The organism is Janthinobacterium sp. DSP2-3-3 (genome assembly GCF_049897325.1).
Lineage (GTDB): Bacteria > Pseudomonadota > Gammaproteobacteria > Burkholderiales > Burkholderiaceae_D > Janthinobacterium.
Genome location: NZ_JAFCWA010000008.1, coordinates 72,556 through 90,648, shown reverse-complemented (window position 1 = coordinate 90,648; position 18,093 = coordinate 72,556). Strand labels below are relative to the sequence as shown.

The window sequence follows — 18,093 nt, the reverse complement described above, 5'->3', positions numbered from 1 at the left end:
TGCGGCCTCCGATGCTCGCTGTACTTGAGTACAGCTCCGCTTCTCAGCCACAAATCGAAGCCGCTCGCTACGATTTTGCTACGCCTGGTTCCCGTCCTACAGCTGTACCGCCGCGCCTTCGGGCGCGGCCTGCATTTCCACCTCCTCTTCCTTGCGGTACGCGAGCCGGTACAGCAGCGGCAGCACCAGCAAGGTCAGGGCTGTCGATGACAGGATGCCGCCGATCACCACGGTAGCGAGCGGGCGCTGCACTTCGGCGCCCGTGCCCGTGGCAATGGCCATCGGCACGAAGCCCAGCGAGGCCACCAGCGCCGTCATCAGCACGGGACGCAGGCGGGTAATGGCGCCTACACGTATCGCCTCCTGCAAGGGCATGCCCTGTTCACGCAGCTGGCGGATGTAGGCGATCATCACCAGGCCGTTCAGTACAGCCACGCCGGACAGGGCGATGAAGCCCACCGCTGCCGAGATCGACATGGGAATGTCGCGCAGCCACAGGGCGACGATGCCGCCCGTCAAGGCGAATGGGATGCCGCTGAACACCAACAAACCATCTTTCACGTTGCCGAACATGGCAAACAGCAAGACGAAGACGAGGGCCAGCGCCACGGGCACCACCAGCTCCAGGCGTTTCGTGGCCGACTGCAATTGCTCGAACTGGCCGCCCCAGCTGGTCCAGTAACCGGGGGGAATGGCCACTTGCGATTGCAACTGCTGCGTGGCGTCGGCCACGAAGGAGCCGATATCGCGCCCGCGCACGTTGGCGCTGACGACGATGCGGCGCTTGCCGTCTTCGCGGCTGATCTGGTTCGGCCCCGGCGCCAGGTGCAGGCTGGCCACTTCACCGAGCGGGATGAAGCGGGCGCGGCCTTCCGCCGCCGCCCCCAGGGGCAGGGCGATGGGCAGGCGTTTCAACTGCTCCAGGTCGCTGCGCAGGCTGTCGGGCAGGCGCACGACGATGTCGAAGCGGCGGTCGCCCTGGAACAGGGTGCCTGCCTCTTGCCCGCCGATGGCCGTGGCGATTGCCGCTTGCACGTCAGCAATGTTGAGGCCGTAGCGGGCCGTCTGCTCGCGGTCGATCTGCACCGTCAGCATGGGCAAGCCCGTCGTCTGTTCCACTTTCACTTCCGTGGCTCCGGGAATCTTGCCCAGCACGCCGGCGATATTCGCTGCCGTGCTGTCGAGCACGCTCATGTCGTCGCCGAACAGTTTCACGGCCACGTCGCTGCGCACGCCGGAAATCAGTTCATTGAAGCGCAGCTGGATCGGTTGCGAAAACTCGTAGTTGTTGCCCGGCAAGCTGGTGGCCGTCACTTCGATTTCCGCCAGCAATCGCTCGCGTGACTTTGTCGGTTGCGGCCACTGATCGCGGGGCTTGAGCATGATGTAGCCGTCAGAAATATTCGGCGGCATGGGATCCGACGCGATCTCGGCGGTTCCCGTGCGGGCGAACACGCGCGCGATTTCCTTGTGGTTTGCCATGAGCTTGCTTTCCAGCTGCTGCTGCATGGCCAGCGATTGGCTCAAGCTGGTGCCGGGGATGCGCAGGGCCTGGATGGCGATGTCGCCCTCGTTCAGGCTGGGCACGAATTCGCTGCCCATGCGCGTGGCCAGCAAGCCCGACAGCACTACAGCTACCGCCGCGCTCGTCAAGACGACGGGCGTGTTGCGCATCACCTTGTCCAACAGCGGCGCATACCAGCGCTTGGCCGCGCGCATGATGGCGTTTTCTTTCTCCGCCACCTTGTCGCCGATAAACAGCGCCACGGCGGCCGGGATGAAGGTGATCGACAGCAGCATGGCGCCCAGCAAGGCGATCACCACCGTCAGGGCCATCGGTGTAAACATGCGACCTTCCACGCCCGTCAGCGCGAAGATGGGCAGGTACACGACCATGATGATCAGCTGACCGTACAGCAGGGGGCGGCGCGCCTCTTGCGATGCCGCAAACACTTCATGAAAGCGTTCCTGCAAGGTCAAGGGCCGTCCCAGTTTTTGCTGCGCATGGGCCAGGCGGCGCACGCAGTTTTCCACGATCACCACGGCGCCATCGATGATGATGCCGAAATCGAGCGCGCCCAGACTCATCAGGTTCGCGCTCACATGGTATTGCACCATGCCCGTAAACGTGAACAGCATGGCCAGCGGAATCACCGTGGCCGTGATGACGGCCGCGCGGATATTGCCGAGAAACAGGAACAGGATGGCGATCACCAGGACGGCGCCTTCCAGCAGGTTTTTCTTCACCGTATTGATGGCCTTGTCGACCAGTACCGTGCGGTCATACACGGTGACGGCGTGCACGCCTTTTGGCAGGCTGCGGTTGATTTCCAGCATCTTCTTGTCGACGGCTTGCGAGACGGCGCGGCTGTTTTGTCCGATCAGCATGAAGACCGTGCCCAGCACCACTTCACGGCCGTTTTCCGTGGCAGCGCCCGTGCGCAACTCGCGCCCCAGTACCACGTCGGCCACGTCGCGGATGCGAATCGCCACGCTCTGCACATTGTCGACGACGATGTTGGCGATGTCGTCTTTCGATGCCACCTGACCCGGCGCGCGTATCAGCAATTGTTCGCCCTGCCTTTCGATGTAACCGGCGCCCACGTTGCTGTTGTTGCGTTCGAGCGCCGTCACCACGTTTTGCAGGCTGATGCCGTAGGCGGCCAGTTTTTCCGGATACGGTGCCACCTGGTACTGCTTGGCGTAGCCGCCGATGGCATTGATTTCCGTGACGCCCGTGACATTGCGCAATTGCGGCTTGATGATCCAGTCCTGGATTTCGCGCAAGTCCGTCGGCGTGTAGGGCGTGCCGTCCGGCTTCTTCGCGCCGTCTTGCGTTTCCACCGTCCATAGATAGATTTCACCGAGGCCCGTGGAGACGGGGCCCATCTTTGGCGCGATGCCTGCCGGCAAGCTTTCCTTGGCTTCCTGCAAGCGCTCGTTGATCATCTGGCGGGCAAAATAAATGTCCGTGCCATCCTTGAAGATCACCGTCACTTGCGACAGGCCATAGCGCGACAGCGAGCGCGTCTGTTCCAGGTTCGGCAAGCCGGCCATGGCCGTCTCGATGGGGAAGGTGACGCGCTGCTCGGTTTCCAGCGGCGAATAGCCGGCGGACTGGGTATTGATTTGCACCTGCACATTGGTGATGTCGGGCACGGCGTCGATGGGCAGCTTTTGATAGCTGTAGATGCCCAGGCCAGCCATGGCGGCGACGGCCAGCATCACCAGCCAGCGCTGCTCGATGGCAAAGCGGATCAAGCGTTCAAACATGATGGTTTCCTTTGTTTAACGTGATCAATGTTCATGGCCGGCAGCATCTTTGCCCAGCTCGGACTTCAGCACGAAGCTGCCTTGCGCCGCGTACGGCGTGCCGACGGCCAGGCCCTGCTTGATCTGCGTCAGCTTGCCATCGCTGCGCCCCAGCACCACGGGCGTGGCCTGATAGCCATCCTTGACTTGCACGAAGACGACGGGCTTGTCTTCCACCGTCTGGATGGCCGTGCTTTGCACGGTGACGGGTGCGTCCGCTTCGCCGGACACCACTTCCACGCTGACGAACAGGCCCGGACGCCAGGCCATGTCCGGGTTCAGCAAGCTGATGCGTGCCTTGGCCGTGCGCGTCTGCTCGCCCAGCAGCGCGCCCACATAGGTGATCGTGCCTTGCGCGCTGGCGTCGAAGGCACTGGCTTTCACCTCCGCCTTGCCTCCCATGCGCACGGTGGCAAGGTCTTTCGCCGGCACGGCGATTTCCGCCCACACGGTCGACAGGTCGGAAATGACGAAGATGTTCGCGTCCTCCTTGACGGCTTCGCCCAGGGTGATATGTTTTTCCAGCACCATGCCGTCGAACGGCGCGCGGATGTCGTAGCGGTTCAGCGGCCCCTTGCTGACGCCACTGGCACCCAGCGCGCTGAGCTTTTGCTGCGCGTTCTGCACGGCGATTTCCGCCTCGCGCCACGTTTGCTGCGCCTGCAGATAATCTTGCTCGGCCGAGATTTTTTCGCGCCACAGTTTTTCTTCGCGCTCATACGTGGAGCGGGCCAGCGACAAACGCCGCTGCGCCGACAGCAGTGCGCTGCGCTGTTCCGACAGTTCCGTGCTGGCGATGACAGCCAATACTTGTCCCTTTTTTACCAGCTGGCCCAGGTCCGCTTGCACGGCCTCGACTACGCCGGCCAGGCGCGGCACGACGTGCGCCGTGCGGTCTTCGTTAAAACGGATTTCACCGGGTAGGGCCACCGTGGTTTGGATGCGGCCAGGCGCGGTCGTGGCGATGACGACGCCGGCCGCGCGGCTTTGCGCGGCGCTCAATTCCAGCTTGCCTTCCACTGCCTCGTGGCCGTGTTCGTCTTTCTTTTCAGCATGTGCTTCCGTCTTGACGGCGGCGGGCGGCGCAGTCATGGACTTGCCCGTGCCGAGGATCAGGGTAGCGAGCACGATGCCGGCGGCCGCGATGGCGCCGATGGCGATCGATTGTTTCTTGTCGAGTTTGATATGCATGTCGGGTCTTCCTTACAGGGGAGCGGGGGCGCCGAGCAGGCGCTCGATCTCGGCGGCGGCGTGCTGCGCTTCGGTCAGCGCGCGCAGGTATTGGTTTTTGGCTTGCAGCAAGGTGCGCTGGGCATCGAGCACGTCGAGGAAGGCGAACTTGCCGAACTCGAAACCCTTGCTGGCCGCGTCGTAGGCGCTTTGGGCACCGGGCAAGATGTCCTGGCGCAAGCTTTCCACATCGAGCCGGGCCGTGGCCAGCCGTTCGCTGGCGGCCGCCACGGCCGTCTGCACGGCGATGCGGGCGGCAGCCAGCTCGTCGCTGGCCTTGTCGCTGCGGCGCAGGGCATCGAGTTTGTTGCCGGCATTGCGGTCGAACAGCGGCAGCGGCAAGGCCAGGCCGATTATGGCCTGGTTGCGGCCCAGCTCTTCCGAGCGCTTCATGCCGATGCTTAGCGTGACGTCGGGTGTGGCGCGCCGCTGTTCCACGTCCAGCATGGCTTGCCGTTGCGCCAGCGTACTGCGCGCCTGGCGCACGGCCGGCGCCTGGGCCAGGCGCGCCGCCAGTTCGCTGGCCGGTGGCAGCTCGGGCAGGGTTTCCAGGCGGCCCTCGGCCAGGGAAAAACGGGGCGTGGCATTGCCCCACAGGGCGGCCAGGCGCTTGCGGGCGCTGGCCAGGGTGCTGCGAGCCAGGTTCAGCTCCAGCCGCACGCTCGCTTCGGCGACCCTGGCGCGGGTTTCCTCGACGGGCGAGGCCTTGCCGGCCGTCACCCGGCGCGCCGTGATGCCGCTGGCGCGCGCGGCCAGCGCCTGCGCGCTGTCGGCCAGGCGCAAGCCTTCCTGCGCCGCCAGCACGTCGACAAAGGCGGTGGTCACTAGCGCGCGCGTGTCCGCTTGCTGCAGTGACAGGCCCGCTTGCGCCAGCTCTTCGCCGCGCTGGGCGACAGCCGCGCGGGCACCGCGCTTGCCGCCCAGCTCGATCAACTGATTGAGCTGCACGGTGGTGCTGCGCGTGGCGCGCCGCGTGTCTTCCAGCACCGTTTGCAGTTCCGGGTTGGGCAGGGCGCGCGCCTGTTGCAGGACGCCGCCCTGCGCCGCCAGTTCATGGCGGGCGGCCGACAGGGTGGCGTTGCCGCCTTCGGCCAAGGCCAGCGCGGCGGGCAGAGTCAGGGAGCCGGCAGGTTCCCCAGGTGCTTGTGCATGGGCAAGATTGCCAGCCAGCAGGCCGGCGGAAAGTAACAAGATGGTTCGGTACATCGAATTCTCCAAAAGCATGGAAAAGAATTCGACGGGACGCGCAGGCTGGCGCCCAAGTCAATCAGGCGCGTGTATTGCGATCAGTGGAATGAAACGTCCCGTCGGCCTAGGCGGCCGACGACCAGTCAGGGCGCTTGGGAGCGTCCGGGATGTGGGAAGCGTAAAAGAAGGGGGCGGTGTCCGCGTTCACGGACGCCGTGTCGCCGATGGGCAGGCTGGAGCCGGCCGGCAGCCACGCATGGCCGATGCCATGGCAGACGTTGCAATCGCTGTGCGGCTGGCCCTTGGATTGCTTGTCAGCCTTGTCGGCCACGGGTTTCTTGTCCGCATCAGCCTTGTGCTGGTGGCTGTGGTGGCCCAGGTGCTGCGCCGCCTTGCCTTCCTCGTGCAGACAATACGCGCTCGCCGCTGCCCAGGACATCTGGAGCGGAAGCACGAACAGCAGCAAAATGAGGAAAAATCGTCGCATGGTGACAGCTATTGTACAGAAAGAAGGAAGTCCGCGCCGCGCTTAGCGCGGCTGGGTGCGCCATGCTTTCAACTGCGCGGCGATGGCCTTACCCTGGAATAGCTGCGGCTCGGAATGCTCTTCCGTTTCCATGCCTCCCTCGCGGAAATCGGCCGCCTCGCGCGCCTGCACCAGCACTTTGGCCTGGTCGAACGCTTCCGTGAAGCTGCTGCTCTTCGGCAAGGCTTCCTTGAAATACGCTTCGCTGAAATAGGTAAAATCGTTCTGGTCGTCGCAGCCGAACGAGGTGCGGTCGCTGCGCGCGGCCGTGATGATGAGGGTGTTGTCATCTTTTAAGGGCGCAATGAAGCCGCCCGCATAGCAGGCCGAGATCACGATGACTTTCCAGCGGATGCCGCTGTGCTTGAGCATGGACGCCAGCTCCTGCGCGGGCAAGCCGTGCAAGTCCATGCCGTTTTGCGCCAACGCCAGTTCGTGCTCGGGCGAGCCGTGGCTGGTGAGGAACAAAAACAGGATGTCGTTCTGCTTGTCCATCTTTGCGCCCAGCGCATCGAGGCTGGCGGCTATGCTGGTGCGCGTGGCCATCGGCTGCTGCGCCACCGTGTTGCGGCTGTTGACGAGCATCAGGGAGCGCCCCACGGTACCGAAATCGCGGTCGAACTGGCGCTGCACGAAGGCTGTTTCGCGGTGAAACACTTCCTGCGCGCCGTCGCCGGCCACGCCCAGCAGGTAGAGATTGATTTTTTTTGCCGCATCGCGCGGCGCGATGCGCGCCAGGGCGCCATCGAGCACGGTGCGCTGGTTATACAGGGCCAGTTCGATATTGTCGCGCGTGAGTTTGTCGGCGGCCGGGTCGTCCAGCTGGCCTTCCGTCCAGTGGCCGCTGTCTTCGCGCCGGCCATCCGCCTGCGCGACGGCGTAGCGCAGCACGCCCTTGCCGTCGAACTGGCCATTCTTGAAGCCGCCCCGGTATTCGTCACCCTCGGCCGTGCGCAGCACGCCTACACCCTCGAATTTCCAGTCTTTCAGCTCGCCTTCGTAGTGGATGCCGTCGCTGGTGCTGACTGTGGCCTTACCCTGTACCTGTCCCTGGACGAATTCGCCTTCAAAGACGGTGCCGTCCGTGTCGGTCAGCTTGCCGGCGCCATGCGGGCGCCAGTGTTTAAAATGGCCTTCGAAGGTGGCGCCGTCGGCACCCTGGAAGCGGCCTTGCCCCTCGAAGCTGCCCTTGATGAAGCTGCCCGCATAGATCTCGCCCTTGGGCGAGGTGTAGCGGCCGATGCCATCGAAGGCGCCCTGGCGAAAGGCGCCTGTGTATTCGACGCCGGAAGCCTGGCGCAGCGTGCCCTGGCCGGAAAACACGCCGCGCGCGAAGCCCCCTTCATAAAACGCGCCACTCGCGTACTCGAGCCGGCCCTGGCCATGCATCTTGCCCGCGACGAGAGGGCCGAAATAGCGTCCGCCATCGGCCGTTTCCGCCGCCGGCGCCTTGGCTGGCGCGGCGCACAGCGGCGGCATGCCCAGCGCGGCAAAGGCCAGCAGGCCGGCGAGGGTGTAGGGGCGAAGCGAGGCGCGTAGCGTGGCAGTCATGAGGACGGTCTGGTCTGTAGGAAGGGGCCTAGTCTGCCACTGTATTGCCAGCGTGGCAAATGCGCACGTGGCGTGTGTCGCGCTGTCTCAAGGCAAGATTCTGCGTTTTATGCCGTGCCAAGGCTGGGCTGAACTGATAATATTGATTTTCAGAACATATACTTGCGCAAGGTACATAGTCACCCATGGAAAGCCGTCTCAGCCGCCTGGAAGCCGTTCAAACCGTGTTGCTGGAAATCGGGCAGCGCTCGAGCACCTGCAGCGATATCAGCGAATTCCTGCAGGCGGTGCATGCGGCGCTGGGGCGCATCATGTATGCGGCCAATTTTTATGTGGCGCTGAGCGACCGCGACGACGGCCTGGTCCACTTTCCCTATTTTGTCGATGAATTCGACGCCGCGCCCGATCCGGACGTGGGCGTGCGCCTGGCCAGCGCCGCGCAGTCGCCCACGGCGTGGGTCATCGTCAACCGCAAGCAACTGGTGATGACGGCCGACGACGACGCCATGCGCGCCATCGGTGGTGGTGCCTGGGGCGGCGGCACGGCGGCCGAGCACTGGATCGGCTGCCCGCTGCTGGATCAGCAGCACCAGGTGCTGGGCGCCATCGTCATCCAGAGCTATGACGCGCAGCACCGCTTCAGCCTGGAAGACCAGGCCCTGTTCGCGCTGATCGCCACGCACGTGTCGAGCGCCCTGCAGGGCATGCAAAGCATGGACCGCCTGGAAAAGGCGGTGCAGGAGCGCACGGCCCTGCTGGCGCACGAGGTGGCCGAGCGGCGCCGCGCGGAAAACCTGCAGCATGCGCTGTATGAAATCGCCAACCTGTCGGCGCAAGCGGCCGATGCCACCACCCTGTATGTGCGCCTGCATGCCATCATCAGCGAGCTGGTGACGGCGAAGAACTTCCTCATCGCCCTGTACCATCCGGACAACAAGGACATCACGATCCCGTATTTTGTCGATGAAAAGGATGCGCAAGCGCCCGTGAAGCGCTTTCATTACGGCATCGGCATGAGTTCCTACGTGCTGGCGCGGCGCCAGGCTTGCCTGCTGGATGCGGACAGCTACGCGGCACTGGTGGCCAGTGGCGAGATGGACGAGCCGCTGGGCAATGTGGGCATCGCCAGCTGGATGGGCGCGCCCATGCTGCTGGGCGAGCGCAAATATGGCGTGATCATCGTGCAAAGCTACGACACTTCCGTCGTGTATGGCCAAGCGGAACTGGACGTGCTGGCCTTCATGGCCAGCCATGTCGCCGTGGCGATGGCCCGCATCCAGGCCGACAGCGCCATGCGCCAGGCCAAGGAAGCGCTGGAAGAGCAGAACGCGGCCCTGAACAGCGCCCTCAGCGCCTTGCAGGAAGCGCAGTCGGAACTGGTGCGCCAGGAAAAGCTGGCGTCCTTGGGGCGCCTGGTGGCCGGCGTGGCGCATGAAATCAATACGCCGCTGGGCATTTGCGTGACGGCCACCAGCCACCTGGTGCAGGAATTGAAACTCACGCGCGAAGACCTGGAAGGCGGCCAGCTCGATGAAGATGGTTTGCGGCAGTTTTTCGACATCATCGACCAGACCCTGCGCATCATGACGACGAATACGCAGCGTGCGGCGGCGCTGGTGCGCAGCTTCAAGCAGGTGGCCGTGGACCAGTCCTCGGACGAGCTGCGCAGCTTTAACTTGCGCAAATACCTCGATGAAATCCTGCTCTCCCTGCAGCCCAAGCTGAAGGGCAAGCCGATCAAGGTGGAGATCGATTGCGCGCCTGAGGTGCAACTGCGCAGCTATCCGGGCGCCGTCTCGCAGATCGTCACGAACATGGTGGTCAATTCACTGGTGCACGGCTTTGTCGAAGGCGAGCCGGGCAAGATCAGAATCAGCGTGCGGACGGCCGGCGAGATGCTGGAACTCGACTACAGTGACGATGGCATGGGCATGGACAGCGCCACCTTGGGCCAGCTGTTCGACCCCTTCTTCACGACCAAACGGGGTTCCGGCGGCAGCGGCCTGGGCGCGCACATCCTGTACAACCTGGTGACGGGGCCGCTGGCCGGCACGGTGAAGGTGGTCAGCGCGCCGGGCATGGGATTGCATTACAAGATACGCTTCCCGCTAGAGCCGAAAAGCGCTTGAAAGCTTGAAAACGGCGGGCCGGAGACGCGGGCCTGAGAAAATGCCGATGGCGGCGTTGCAGCTCCTTGCCGTACATGCGTACTGTCTGCGTCGCTGCGCCTTGCCTTCGACATTTTTCAGGTCCGCTTGGCCCGGGACGCCCGTGTTGGGGGCTGGGGCCGAAGCGTGTTTTGCCGGTGTGCGGGGGGCAGACCCTCAGGGTCTGACCCCGGTATTTGTACTTGGGTTAAATCTGGAGCTTAATCAGGGAAGCGCTTGTTCAGGGCCAGAGCATCATCCAGATTCGCAATCAGCAACTCCACATACTGCGGGTCCAGGTGGCTGCCGCTCACCTCGCGCAAATAGCTGACCACGCGCTCCAGGGGCCAGGCGTCCTTGTAGCAGCGTTTGTGCATCAGGGCGTCGAAAACGTCGGCGACGGCGGCGATGCGCGCGTATTTGTGGATGTTTTCGCCTGCCAGCCCTTGCGGGTAGCCGCTGCCATCGTACTTTTCATGGTGCTGGTGGGCGATCACGGCGGCCGCCTTTAGCAGCGGGCGCTGCGAGCCGTCGAGGATGGACATGCCCACCGTCGGATGCTGCTTCATGATTTCCCACTCGGCCGCGTCGAGCTTGCCTGGTTTCAGCAGCACGGCGTCAGGCGTGGAAATCTTGCCGATGTCATGCATGGGTGCCGCGTGACGCAGCACCATGGTTTCTTCTTCCGACATGCCGGAGGCCTGCGCCAGCAGCTGGCACACTTCGGCCATGCGCCGCACGTGGTTGCCGCCCTCGTGCGAGCGCGATTCGACCACGTCGCCCAGGCGCAGGATCAGTTCGGCCTGGGTATCGGTGATTTCCTGCGTCAGCAGGATATTGTCGAAGGCAATCGCCACGCCGGAGCAGAATACTTCCAGCAATTGCGCATCGAGGTCGGAAATCTCTTCCACCCCTTTGAGTACCAGCAAGGACGCCTTGCCGCTGCTGTTGGGAAAGTAGCCGACATAGGTGTCGCCGTGCAGGCGCGAGATCTTGTTGCTCTTGGCATCGTCCAGCTGCGACAGCAGGGATGGGCTGAGGATGCCGCCATCGGCTTCATGGTCGCCGATTTGCGCGAGGATTTCATAATCCTGTTCGCCTGAGATGGCGCTGGCGCCGCGCAGGCGCAGCAGCATACTCGTTTCCAGGCGCAGCAAGGCGACGACTTGCTGCAGCAGGCCACTGGCAAAGTCGCGCAGGTTGCGCTGCTTGAAAATATGCGCCGAGGCCGCGATGACCCGTTCCAGGCCTTCGCGGTAGTGCAGCTGGGCCAGGCGCGCTTCCTCGACCTTCATGATGTCGCGGTAGGCGCGCAGGGCGGCAAAGGTGGTGGTGAACAGCTTGGTGCGGTCGAGTTCCGTCTTTTCCTTGTAGTCGTTGATGTCGTAGTTGACGATCACCCGTTCTTCCGGCGCCTGTCCCGGCTGTCCCGTGCGCAGCACGATACGCGTAAACTGGTTGCCCAGGTCTTCGCGCATCCAGCGCGCCACTTCCAGGCCGCTGTCTTCGCGCTCCATCACCACGTCCAGGAAGACCAGCGCGATGCCTTCTTCGCGCGCCAGCACCTGCTTGGCCTCGGCGCCGCTGTAGGCGTGCACGAAGCTCAGGGCGCGGCCCTCGAGGCGAAAACGGTTCAGTGTCAGTTTGGTGATGTCGTGAATGTCGGGTTCATCATCGACGAGCAGGACTTTCCAGGGAGGTAACTTGGGCGAAGCTGAAGACAAAAATGACATAGGGGCGAGTTCCGCTAAAAGGCATAACTGACGCAATGCTGAGACGCCTGCGCCAGGAATTCCTGTGCGCCATTACCGGCGTTGCGCGTTTTTCGGGCGCATTTTATCGATTGTAGACTGACAGCTAAGTATTAACAATGAGCAAGAACAATTGACTAAAGTCATGCAACACACGTGCTAAAAAGGCACTTTAAATCCATGCCGCTCACACTATCTACACTTTATCGCTTAGGCAACTATATTTTCAAGACAATACTTTGTTTTAATTAATATTGCCAATAAATCTGTAAAAAAAAGTCGGCGCCTTGCCTTCCTGGCGGAAATCAGAAAAGTAACAAGGTATGAATTGCGCGCCAGAATGGGATGCAGCGCGCTATATTGAGTAGGCATAAGAAGTGGCCCCATGCCATTCACATTTCCTGAAAGGGTAGATCATGCAAAAACAAACGACGCGCGCCCTGGTCGCCGCCCTGGCCTTGCTTGCCAGCAGCGCGGCCTGGGCAGGAATGGAAGTGCAGTTCAGCAAACCGGATCAATACACGGATGTCCCGTTCAACCCGCAGGAACGGGAAGAGGTATTGAAGGAACTGAGCCGGCATTTCGAGAAACTGGGCGCATCGCTGCCGCCCGGGCAGACCTTGAAAATCGACGTCACGGATGTGGACCTGGCGGGCCGTGAAAATCCCGCGCTGCGTGCCGGCCAGGATATCCGCGTCATGAATGGCCGGGTCGATTGGCCGCGCATGCGCTTGCACTATGTGCTGGAACAGGATGGCAAAGTCATTCGCAGTGGCGATGCTGCTCTGTCCGACATGTCTTACCTGAGCCGCATCAATCATTACTTCAGCAATGAAAAGCTGCGCTATGAAAAGCTGATGATCGATGACTGGTTTGCCGATACTTTCGGCATCAAGGTGAAGCGCCAGACGCGCAAGTAAGCGAGCATGCGTCGCTATTTCAGCGCAGGTAGGCTCCTTCGATGCGTGCCAGCTGGCCGTTCTGCCGCATGGCAAGCAAGGCCGTATTCATCTTTTCGATGAAATCGGCCTTGTAGGCCGGCGTATTGCGTGCGCTGTAGGCGATATACGTGGCTTCGGACGACAGTTCCAGCACCTCGTGCAATTGCAAGCCGTAACTGGTCAGTTCGCCTTGCAGCCGGCGCGCCGTGTGGCGGGCTGCGGCGCGGTCGCTGGCGTAGCAATCGATGCGCCTCAGGGCCAGTTTTCTCAGATTGGCTTCATTGCCCTTGGCCGCTTCCAGGTGCAGCAATCCCTGGCGGGCCGGCGCCATCAATTTTTCCGACAGTAAAAACCCCGTGTTGACGCCGATGCTCAGGCCGGCAAAGTCGGTCGGGAAGTGCGTGCGCGGCGTGCGCATGACGGCGTCATGGCAGAACAACACCACCGATTCGCGGTACAGCATGGCCGAATACGCTTGCACGTACGACCGTTCCGTCTTGCGTCCGGGCGGGAACAGGCCGAATACCTGGCCTTTTTCCAGCGCATCGAGTCCCCGTTTCCAGGGGCGCGGCTGCAGGTCCAGCCGATACTCCGGCATTCTTGTGGCGGCGGCGCGCAGCATATCGACGTACATGCCCTTGAACACGCCATTTTCCACGTAGCTGTATGGCGCATAGTCGTCGTCGCCGTACAGGATGACGGTGTGCGGCGCGGCCAGGGCGGTTGGCCACACGCCCGGCAACGCCAGGGCCAGGCACAGTCTTGCCGTTATCGCTGCTTGCATGCCGCTCCAGTTTTAATGTCTTCCTAGCAAGCATACAGCATGGCGGCATGACGACCCGCGTAATCTATCGCTTAATCGATCCAGTTTACCTGTGGGAACTTGCTGCCGAACTCTTCCGGCATGGGCACGACCTGGCTGCGCTTGTAGTTGAAAAACACAAAGCCGGACTTGGCCATCGCGATCAGGGCGTTGTCGCGCGGACGCGTGATGCGGAAAGTGATGTCGCCGCCATATTTATTGAAATCCATGACGCCCACTTCGAACAGCAGCTGGTCGCGCGCATGGGCTTCGGCGCGATAGGTGGTGGCCAGGTCGGTGACGATGATGCCGGTGCCGTCCGCTTCAATGTCGCGCACGCCGAATTCGAACAGGAAGCGCGCGCGGGCCTCGGAAATCATGGAAATCATGGAATCGTTGCCGAGATGGTTGCCGGCATTGATGTCCGTGGTGCGCACCGTCAGTTGCGAGGAATAGCAGTACTGGTCTTCGGGAAATTCAAGTTTCAAACGGGCCATGGTGGTCTCTTGGGCTGGTGCGCAGGGCGCGGCGGAAAAAAACCATTTTAGCCGGTTCCCCGCGCCCCGTCGAAAAATGCCCTCTGCCGCGCGCGCTCCGCTTCACTGGCGCACGCTCATTTGCATACGCTTATTTGTGTACGATGCGGTAGACCTTGCCCGTGCCGCTCAGCATGTACAGCTCGTTTTGCGCATCCTGGCCAAAAGACAGGATGTTGCCCACGTTGGTGATGCCCCAGTCTGTCACGGTGGAGGCCGTGCCATTGCTGTAGCTGAAGCTTTTCAGCCAGCCGCTGCAGTAGTCCGAATACAGGTACTGCCCCGCCAGTTCCGGCAAGGCCGTGCCCCGGTACACATAGCCGCCCGTGATCGAGCAACCGCCGGCCGTATCGTGGCCGTATTCGACGGCAGGCAGGACCAGCCCCGCCTGGCTGCAGCTGCTGCTGTAGCAGTGCGCGCCTTCCATGATATTCCAGCCATAGTTGTTGTCCGCTTGGCCCACGGGGCGCACATCGACTTCTTCCCAATTGGCCTGGCCCACGTCGGCGAGGTACAGCAGTTGTGCCGGCACGTCGAAGGCGTAGCGCCATGGGTTGCGCAAGCCGTAGGCCCAGATTTCAGCGCGTCCGCCTGCTGTGGCAAATGGATTGCCTGGTGGAATGGCGTATGGCTGGGCCACCGTGCTGGCGTTGACGTCCAGGCGCAGCAGTTTTCCCAGCAGCACATTCGTGTTTTGCGCATTGCCGGACGGGTCGCCCGCGCTGCCGCCGTCGCCCGTGCCTGCGTACAGATAGCCATCCGGGCCAAAGCTGAGCAAGCCGCCATAGTGGTTGCTGAACGTCGGGTGGGGAATCGTGAGGATGGCCAGCGCAGACAGGGGATCGGCCACATTGGCGTTGCCAGCCGACACTTGCCGCCGCTCGATGACGATATCGCCGGCCAGGTTGGTGTAATACAGGAAGAAATAGCCATTGCTGGCGTACTGCGGATGGAAGGCCAGCGACAGTAAGCCCCGTTCGCCGCTGGTGGTGGTGAGCGCGCTGATGTCGAGGAAGGGCGTGGCCAGCAGATTGCCGTTTTGCACCACGCGGATGCGTCCGGGGCGCTCGAGGATGAACAAACGGCTGTCGCCGGGTGGCGCCGTGAGGAAGATGGGCGCGCTCAAGCCGCTGGCCACCTCTTGCAGGGCCAGGGCCAGCGGCGCGGTGGCCGCATAGGCGACGCTGGCGCTGGCCGTCGCGCCCGCATTGACTTGCACCTGCTGCGTGACGGGCGTGGGCGCCAGCGTTCCCGTGCCTTGCGCCACGCTGGTGGCGCTGAGCGTATAGGCGCCGGGCGCCAGGTCGGTGAGACTGGTGCTCGCCGTCAGCAGCTTGCTGTAGGACGCGGGTCCGCTGAGCGTGACGGCGCCCGCCACGCCGGCCTGCAAGCCGCCGATGGTGACTGCCAGGCTGCCGGTGGTGGCGGCGGGCGGGTGGTGGCCGCCCCCGCCGCCGCAGGCGGCCAGCAGGGCCAGGCAGCCTGCCAGCAGCAGGGCCAGCCAGGCGGGGAACAGTCGGGATAGCGAGGTGCGCATGTCAGTCTCCTGCGGGAACGATGAAATGGCGAGTTGGTGAGGACGAGTCAGTGCGATGCATCAAGGGAATGCTGTTGCGTCAAGAATGCGCGTTTTTGTGCCCGCAAGATTGAGCTTACGCAAGCATACGCCTGACACACGCCGCGCTTCCGTGCACTGCTGCACCGTGCGGCGGCATCGGACAAATGCGCCGCGTTTTCAGACAAGCGCGCCGCCACTGGCCCCGCCACGCCCGCAAGCGTCCGATAATGGCGCATCTGAAACCGAACAGGAAGTATCCCCATGAAAACCAAAGCCGCGATTGCCTGGAAGGCGGGCGCCCCGTTGACCATCGAAGAAGTCGACCTGGCCGGCCCGCGCGCCGGCGAAGTGCTGGTCGAGCTGAAAGCCACCGGCATTTGCCATACCGATTACTACACCCTGTCGGGCGCCGACCCGGAAGGCATCTTCCCCGCCATCCTCGGCCATGAGGGCGCTGGCGTCGTCGTCGACGTGGGCCCGGGCGTGACAAGCCTGAAAAAGGATGATCACGTCATTCCCCTGTACACACCGGAATGCCGCCAGTGCAAGTTCTGCCTGTCGCAAAAGACGAATTTGTGCCAGGCCATCCGCTCCACGCAGGGCCGCGGCCTGATGCCGGACGCCACCAGCCGCTTTTCCCTGAATGGCCAGCCCTTGTTCCACTACATGGGCACCTCGACTTTTTCCAACTATATCGTGGTGCCGGAAATCGCTCTTGCCAAGATCCGCGAAGATGCGCCGTTCGACAAGGTTTGCTACATCGGCTGCGGCGTGACGACGGGCGTGGGTGCGGTATTGTTTTCGGCCAAGGTGGAAGCGGGCGCGAATGTGGCCGTATTTGGCCTGGGCGGCATCGGCCTGAACGTGATCCAGGCGGCGAAAATGGTCGGCGCCGATAAAATCATCGGCATCGACATCAATCCGGCGCGCCAGGCCATCGCGCGCAAGTTCGGCATGACGCATTTCATCAACCCGAACGAAGTGGAAAACGTCGTCGATGCCATCGTGCAACTGACCGATGGCGGCGCCGATTACAGTTTTGAATGCGTCGGCAACACGACCCTGATGCGCCAGGCGCTCGAATGCACGCACAAGGGCTGGGGCAAATCGTTCATCATCGGTGTGGCGGCAGCGGGCCAGGAAATTTCCACGCGCCCGTTCCAATTGGTGACGGGGCGCGAATGGCGCGGTTCGGCTTTCGGCGGGGCGCGCGGGCGCACCGACGTGCCGAAGATCGTCGACTGGTATATGGAAGGCAAGCTCAACATTGACGACTTGATCACGCACAGGCTGAAGCTCGAAGACATCAATCAAGGTTTTGAGTTGATGAAGAGCGGCGAGTCGATTCGTTCCGTCGTCCTGTACTAATATCGGCTTGTCATCTTGATGTGCTGGAAAAGCGTTCGCGGTAGTCGCGCGGCGTGATGGCAAGTTTCTTTTGAAACAGGCGGCGCAGCCTTTCCTCGCTGTGCAAACCCGCTTGCACAGCCACCTGTTTTAAGGAAGACACATTGTCTTCCAGCAAGCGGCGCGCCACCTCAAAGCGGGCCGTCTCGATGAATTCCGTGGGGCTGCTGCCCGTTTCGCGCTGGAATACGCGCGTAAAATTGCGTTCGCTCATGGCCAGCCTGGCCGCCAGCAGTGGCACCGTGAGTTCTTCGGCCAGGTGTTCCATGATCCAGCCCTGCAACTGGCGGATGGTCGGATGCGTGGTCATCTGGCTCGACAGGTGTACGGAAAACTGCGACTGACCACCGGGCCGCTTCAAATACACCACCAGGTCGCGCGCCACTTCCAGCGCGATATCGCGGCTGAAATCGTCTTCCACCAGGGCCAGCGCCAAATCGATGCCGGCCGTCACGCCGGCCGACGTCCAGAATTTTCCTTCCCGCACGAAAATCGCATCGGCATTGACCTGTATCAATGGATAGCGCTGGCGCAGGCTATCCACGGCGCTCCAGTGCGTGGCGGCGGTCTTGCCGTCGAGCACGCCCGCTTCGGCCAGGAAGAAGCAGCCCGTGCACAGCGCCGCCAGGGTAGCGATGCGCGGCGCCGCTGCTGCCACCCAGGCGGCCAGGGCGGGGATGTCTTGCAATACTTGCTCGACGTGGTGGCAGCCGACGATGACGGCCAAATCGGGCAGGCGGTTGGCATCGAGCGCCTTGCTCGCGTGCAGCGACATCAGGGTGTCCGACTCGACGGGGCCGATGGACGTCGACACGATGCGCACGTCGTAGCCGCCAGGCAAATTGCGCAGGCGCAAATGGGTGTTGGCGTAGTCAAACACTTTCATGGCGCCGATGGCTTCCAGTGCCTTGAAGCCGGGGTAGACGATGATGTCGACGGTCCGCAGGGGAAATTCTTTGGGGCTTTGCTTGATCATGCGATATGCGTGAGGGTGGAAAACACTGCCATAATGCAAGAGCGGCGACGGTGTAGCTTAGCATGAGATAGTTAATATACCGCCGGCCACCTTCCACTTATCCGATTTCTGAACATCGTGCGCATACACATTTTTTTCCTTGGTTTGTTTTTCTTGTTATCGACCGGC

General features: G+C 62.6%; 13 protein-coding genes. 3 read left to right on the top strand and 10 right to left on the bottom strand.

The window, feature by feature from the left end; translation table 11 throughout:
* Positions 1-96: 96 nt before the first annotated feature.
* From ACP7DE_RS17090 to ACP7DE_RS17070, 5 genes are all read right to left on the bottom strand, one after another.
* On the bottom strand, positions 97-3,273 hold the full coding sequence (locus ACP7DE_RS17090) for an efflux RND transporter permease subunit (protein ID WP_426073229.1): 3,177 nt from the start codon (positions 3,271-3,273) through the stop codon (positions 97-99).
* 24 nt (positions 3,274-3,297) lie between these two features.
* Positions 3,298-4,503 (bottom strand): efflux RND transporter periplasmic adaptor subunit, encoded by a 1,206-nt coding sequence (locus ACP7DE_RS17085; protein WP_426073228.1) that lies wholly within the window; start codon positions 4,501-4,503, stop codon positions 3,298-3,300.
* Between the two features lie 12 nt (positions 4,504-4,515).
* Positions 4,516-5,748 carry a TolC family protein gene (locus tag ACP7DE_RS17080; RefSeq protein ID WP_426073227.1) on the bottom strand — a complete coding sequence of 411 codons (1,233 nt, stop codon included), beginning with the start codon at positions 5,746-5,748 and terminating at the stop codon, positions 4,516-4,518.
* Between the two features lie 106 nt (positions 5,749-5,854).
* Positions 5,855-6,217 (bottom strand): cation efflux protein, CzcI family, encoded by a 363-nt coding sequence (gene czcI / locus ACP7DE_RS17075; RefSeq protein WP_426073226.1) that lies wholly within the window; start codon positions 6,215-6,217, stop codon positions 5,855-5,857.
* A 42-nt stretch (positions 6,218-6,259) separates the two neighbouring features.
* Positions 6,260-7,807 carry a C13 family peptidase gene (locus tag ACP7DE_RS17070; protein ID WP_426073225.1) on the bottom strand — a complete coding sequence of 516 codons (1,548 nt, stop codon included), beginning with the start codon at positions 7,805-7,807 and terminating at the stop codon, positions 6,260-6,262.
* A gap of 185 nt (positions 7,808-7,992) precedes the next feature.
* Between ACP7DE_RS17070 and ACP7DE_RS17065 the strand changes: the two genes are divergently transcribed.
* Positions 7,993-9,936, top strand: a complete 1,944-nt coding sequence (locus tag ACP7DE_RS17065; RefSeq protein WP_426073224.1) for a GAF domain-containing protein — start codon at positions 7,993-7,995, stop codon at positions 9,934-9,936.
* A gap of 239 nt (positions 9,937-10,175) precedes the next feature.
* Here ACP7DE_RS17065 and ACP7DE_RS17060 read toward each other — a convergent pair whose 3' ends face one another.
* Positions 10,176-11,687 carry a DUF3369 domain-containing protein gene (locus ACP7DE_RS17060; RefSeq protein WP_426073223.1) on the bottom strand — a complete coding sequence of 504 codons (1,512 nt, stop codon included), beginning with the start codon at positions 11,685-11,687 and terminating at the stop codon, positions 10,176-10,178.
* Positions 11,688-12,121: 434 nt separating this feature from the next.
* Between ACP7DE_RS17060 and ACP7DE_RS17055 the strand changes: the two genes are divergently transcribed.
* The gene (locus ACP7DE_RS17055) at positions 12,122-12,625 is read left to right on the top strand and encodes a DUF3016 domain-containing protein (RefSeq protein ID WP_426073222.1); all 504 of its coding nucleotides are present in this window, start codon (positions 12,122-12,124) and stop codon (positions 12,623-12,625) included.
* A 19-nt stretch (positions 12,626-12,644) separates the two neighbouring features.
* Here the strand turns inward: ACP7DE_RS17055 and ACP7DE_RS17050 are convergent, their stop codons facing one another.
* The 3 genes from ACP7DE_RS17050 to ACP7DE_RS17040 form a co-directional block, all read right to left on the bottom strand.
* Entirely contained in the window at positions 12,645-13,430 is a 786-nt protein-coding gene (locus ACP7DE_RS17050) for a substrate-binding periplasmic protein (RefSeq protein ID WP_426073221.1), read from the bottom strand.
* A gap of 71 nt (positions 13,431-13,501) precedes the next feature.
* Positions 13,502-13,945 carry a thioesterase family protein gene (locus tag ACP7DE_RS17045; protein WP_426073220.1) on the bottom strand — a complete coding sequence of 148 codons (444 nt, stop codon included), beginning with the start codon at positions 13,943-13,945 and terminating at the stop codon, positions 13,502-13,504.
* 130 nt (positions 13,946-14,075) lie between these two features.
* Positions 14,076-15,521 carry a PQQ-dependent sugar dehydrogenase gene (locus ACP7DE_RS17040; protein WP_426073219.1) on the bottom strand — a complete coding sequence of 482 codons (1,446 nt, stop codon included), beginning with the start codon at positions 15,519-15,521 and terminating at the stop codon, positions 14,076-14,078.
* 282 nt (positions 15,522-15,803) lie between these two features.
* Here ACP7DE_RS17040 and ACP7DE_RS17035 point away from each other — a divergent pair, with 282 nt between their 5' ends.
* The gene (locus ACP7DE_RS17035) at positions 15,804-16,910 is read left to right on the top strand and encodes an S-(hydroxymethyl)glutathione dehydrogenase/class III alcohol dehydrogenase (protein WP_426073218.1); all 1,107 of its coding nucleotides are present in this window, start codon (positions 15,804-15,806) and stop codon (positions 16,908-16,910) included.
* Between the two features lie 10 nt (positions 16,911-16,920).
* Here ACP7DE_RS17035 and ACP7DE_RS17030 read toward each other — a convergent pair whose 3' ends face one another.
* Positions 16,921-17,925, bottom strand: a complete 1,005-nt coding sequence (locus tag ACP7DE_RS17030) for a GlxA family transcriptional regulator (RefSeq protein WP_426073217.1) — start codon at positions 17,923-17,925, stop codon at positions 16,921-16,923.
* Positions 17,926-18,093 lie beyond the last annotated feature (168 nt).

Excerpts from the sequence above, each read along its gene's own strand:
- ACP7DE_RS17085 (WP_426073228.1), bottom strand. The coding sequence starts at position 4,503 with ATGCATATCAAACTCGACAAGAAACAATCGATCGCCATCGGCGCCATC.
- ACP7DE_RS17080 (WP_426073227.1), bottom strand. The coding sequence starts at position 5,748 with ATGTACCGAACCATCTTGTTACTTTCCGCCGGCCTGCTGGCTGGCAAT.
- czcI (WP_426073226.1), bottom strand. The coding sequence starts at position 6,217 with ATGCGACGATTTTTCCTCATTTTGCTGCTGTTCGTGCTTCCGCTCCAG.
- ACP7DE_RS17035 (WP_426073218.1), top strand. The coding sequence starts at position 15,804 with ATGAAAACCAAAGCCGCGATTGCCTGGAAGGCGGGCGCCCCGTTGACC.
- ACP7DE_RS17065 (WP_426073224.1), top strand. The coding sequence starts at position 7,993 with ATGGAAAGCCGTCTCAGCCGCCTGGAAGCCGTTCAAACCGTGTTGCTG.
- ACP7DE_RS17030 (WP_426073217.1), bottom strand. The coding sequence starts at position 17,925 with ATGATCAAGCAAAGCCCCAAAGAATTTCCCCTGCGGACCGTCGACATC.
- ACP7DE_RS17050 (WP_426073221.1), bottom strand. The coding sequence starts at position 13,430 with ATGCAAGCAGCGATAACGGCAAGACTGTGCCTGGCCCTGGCGTTGCCG.
- ACP7DE_RS17070 (WP_426073225.1), bottom strand. The coding sequence starts at position 7,807 with ATGACTGCCACGCTACGCGCCTCGCTTCGCCCCTACACCCTCGCCGGC.
- ACP7DE_RS17090 (WP_426073229.1), bottom strand. The coding sequence starts at position 3,273 with ATGTTTGAACGCTTGATCCGCTTTGCCATCGAGCAGCGCTGGCTGGTG.
- ACP7DE_RS17045 (WP_426073220.1), bottom strand. The coding sequence starts at position 13,945 with ATGGCCCGTTTGAAACTTGAATTTCCCGAAGACCAGTACTGCTATTCC.
- ACP7DE_RS17040 (WP_426073219.1), bottom strand. The coding sequence starts at position 15,521 with ATGCGCACCTCGCTATCCCGACTGTTCCCCGCCTGGCTGGCCCTGCTG.
- ACP7DE_RS17055 (WP_426073222.1), top strand. The coding sequence starts at position 12,122 with ATGCAAAAACAAACGACGCGCGCCCTGGTCGCCGCCCTGGCCTTGCTT.
- ACP7DE_RS17060 (WP_426073223.1), bottom strand. The coding sequence starts at position 11,687 with ATGTCATTTTTGTCTTCAGCTTCGCCCAAGTTACCTCCCTGGAAAGTC.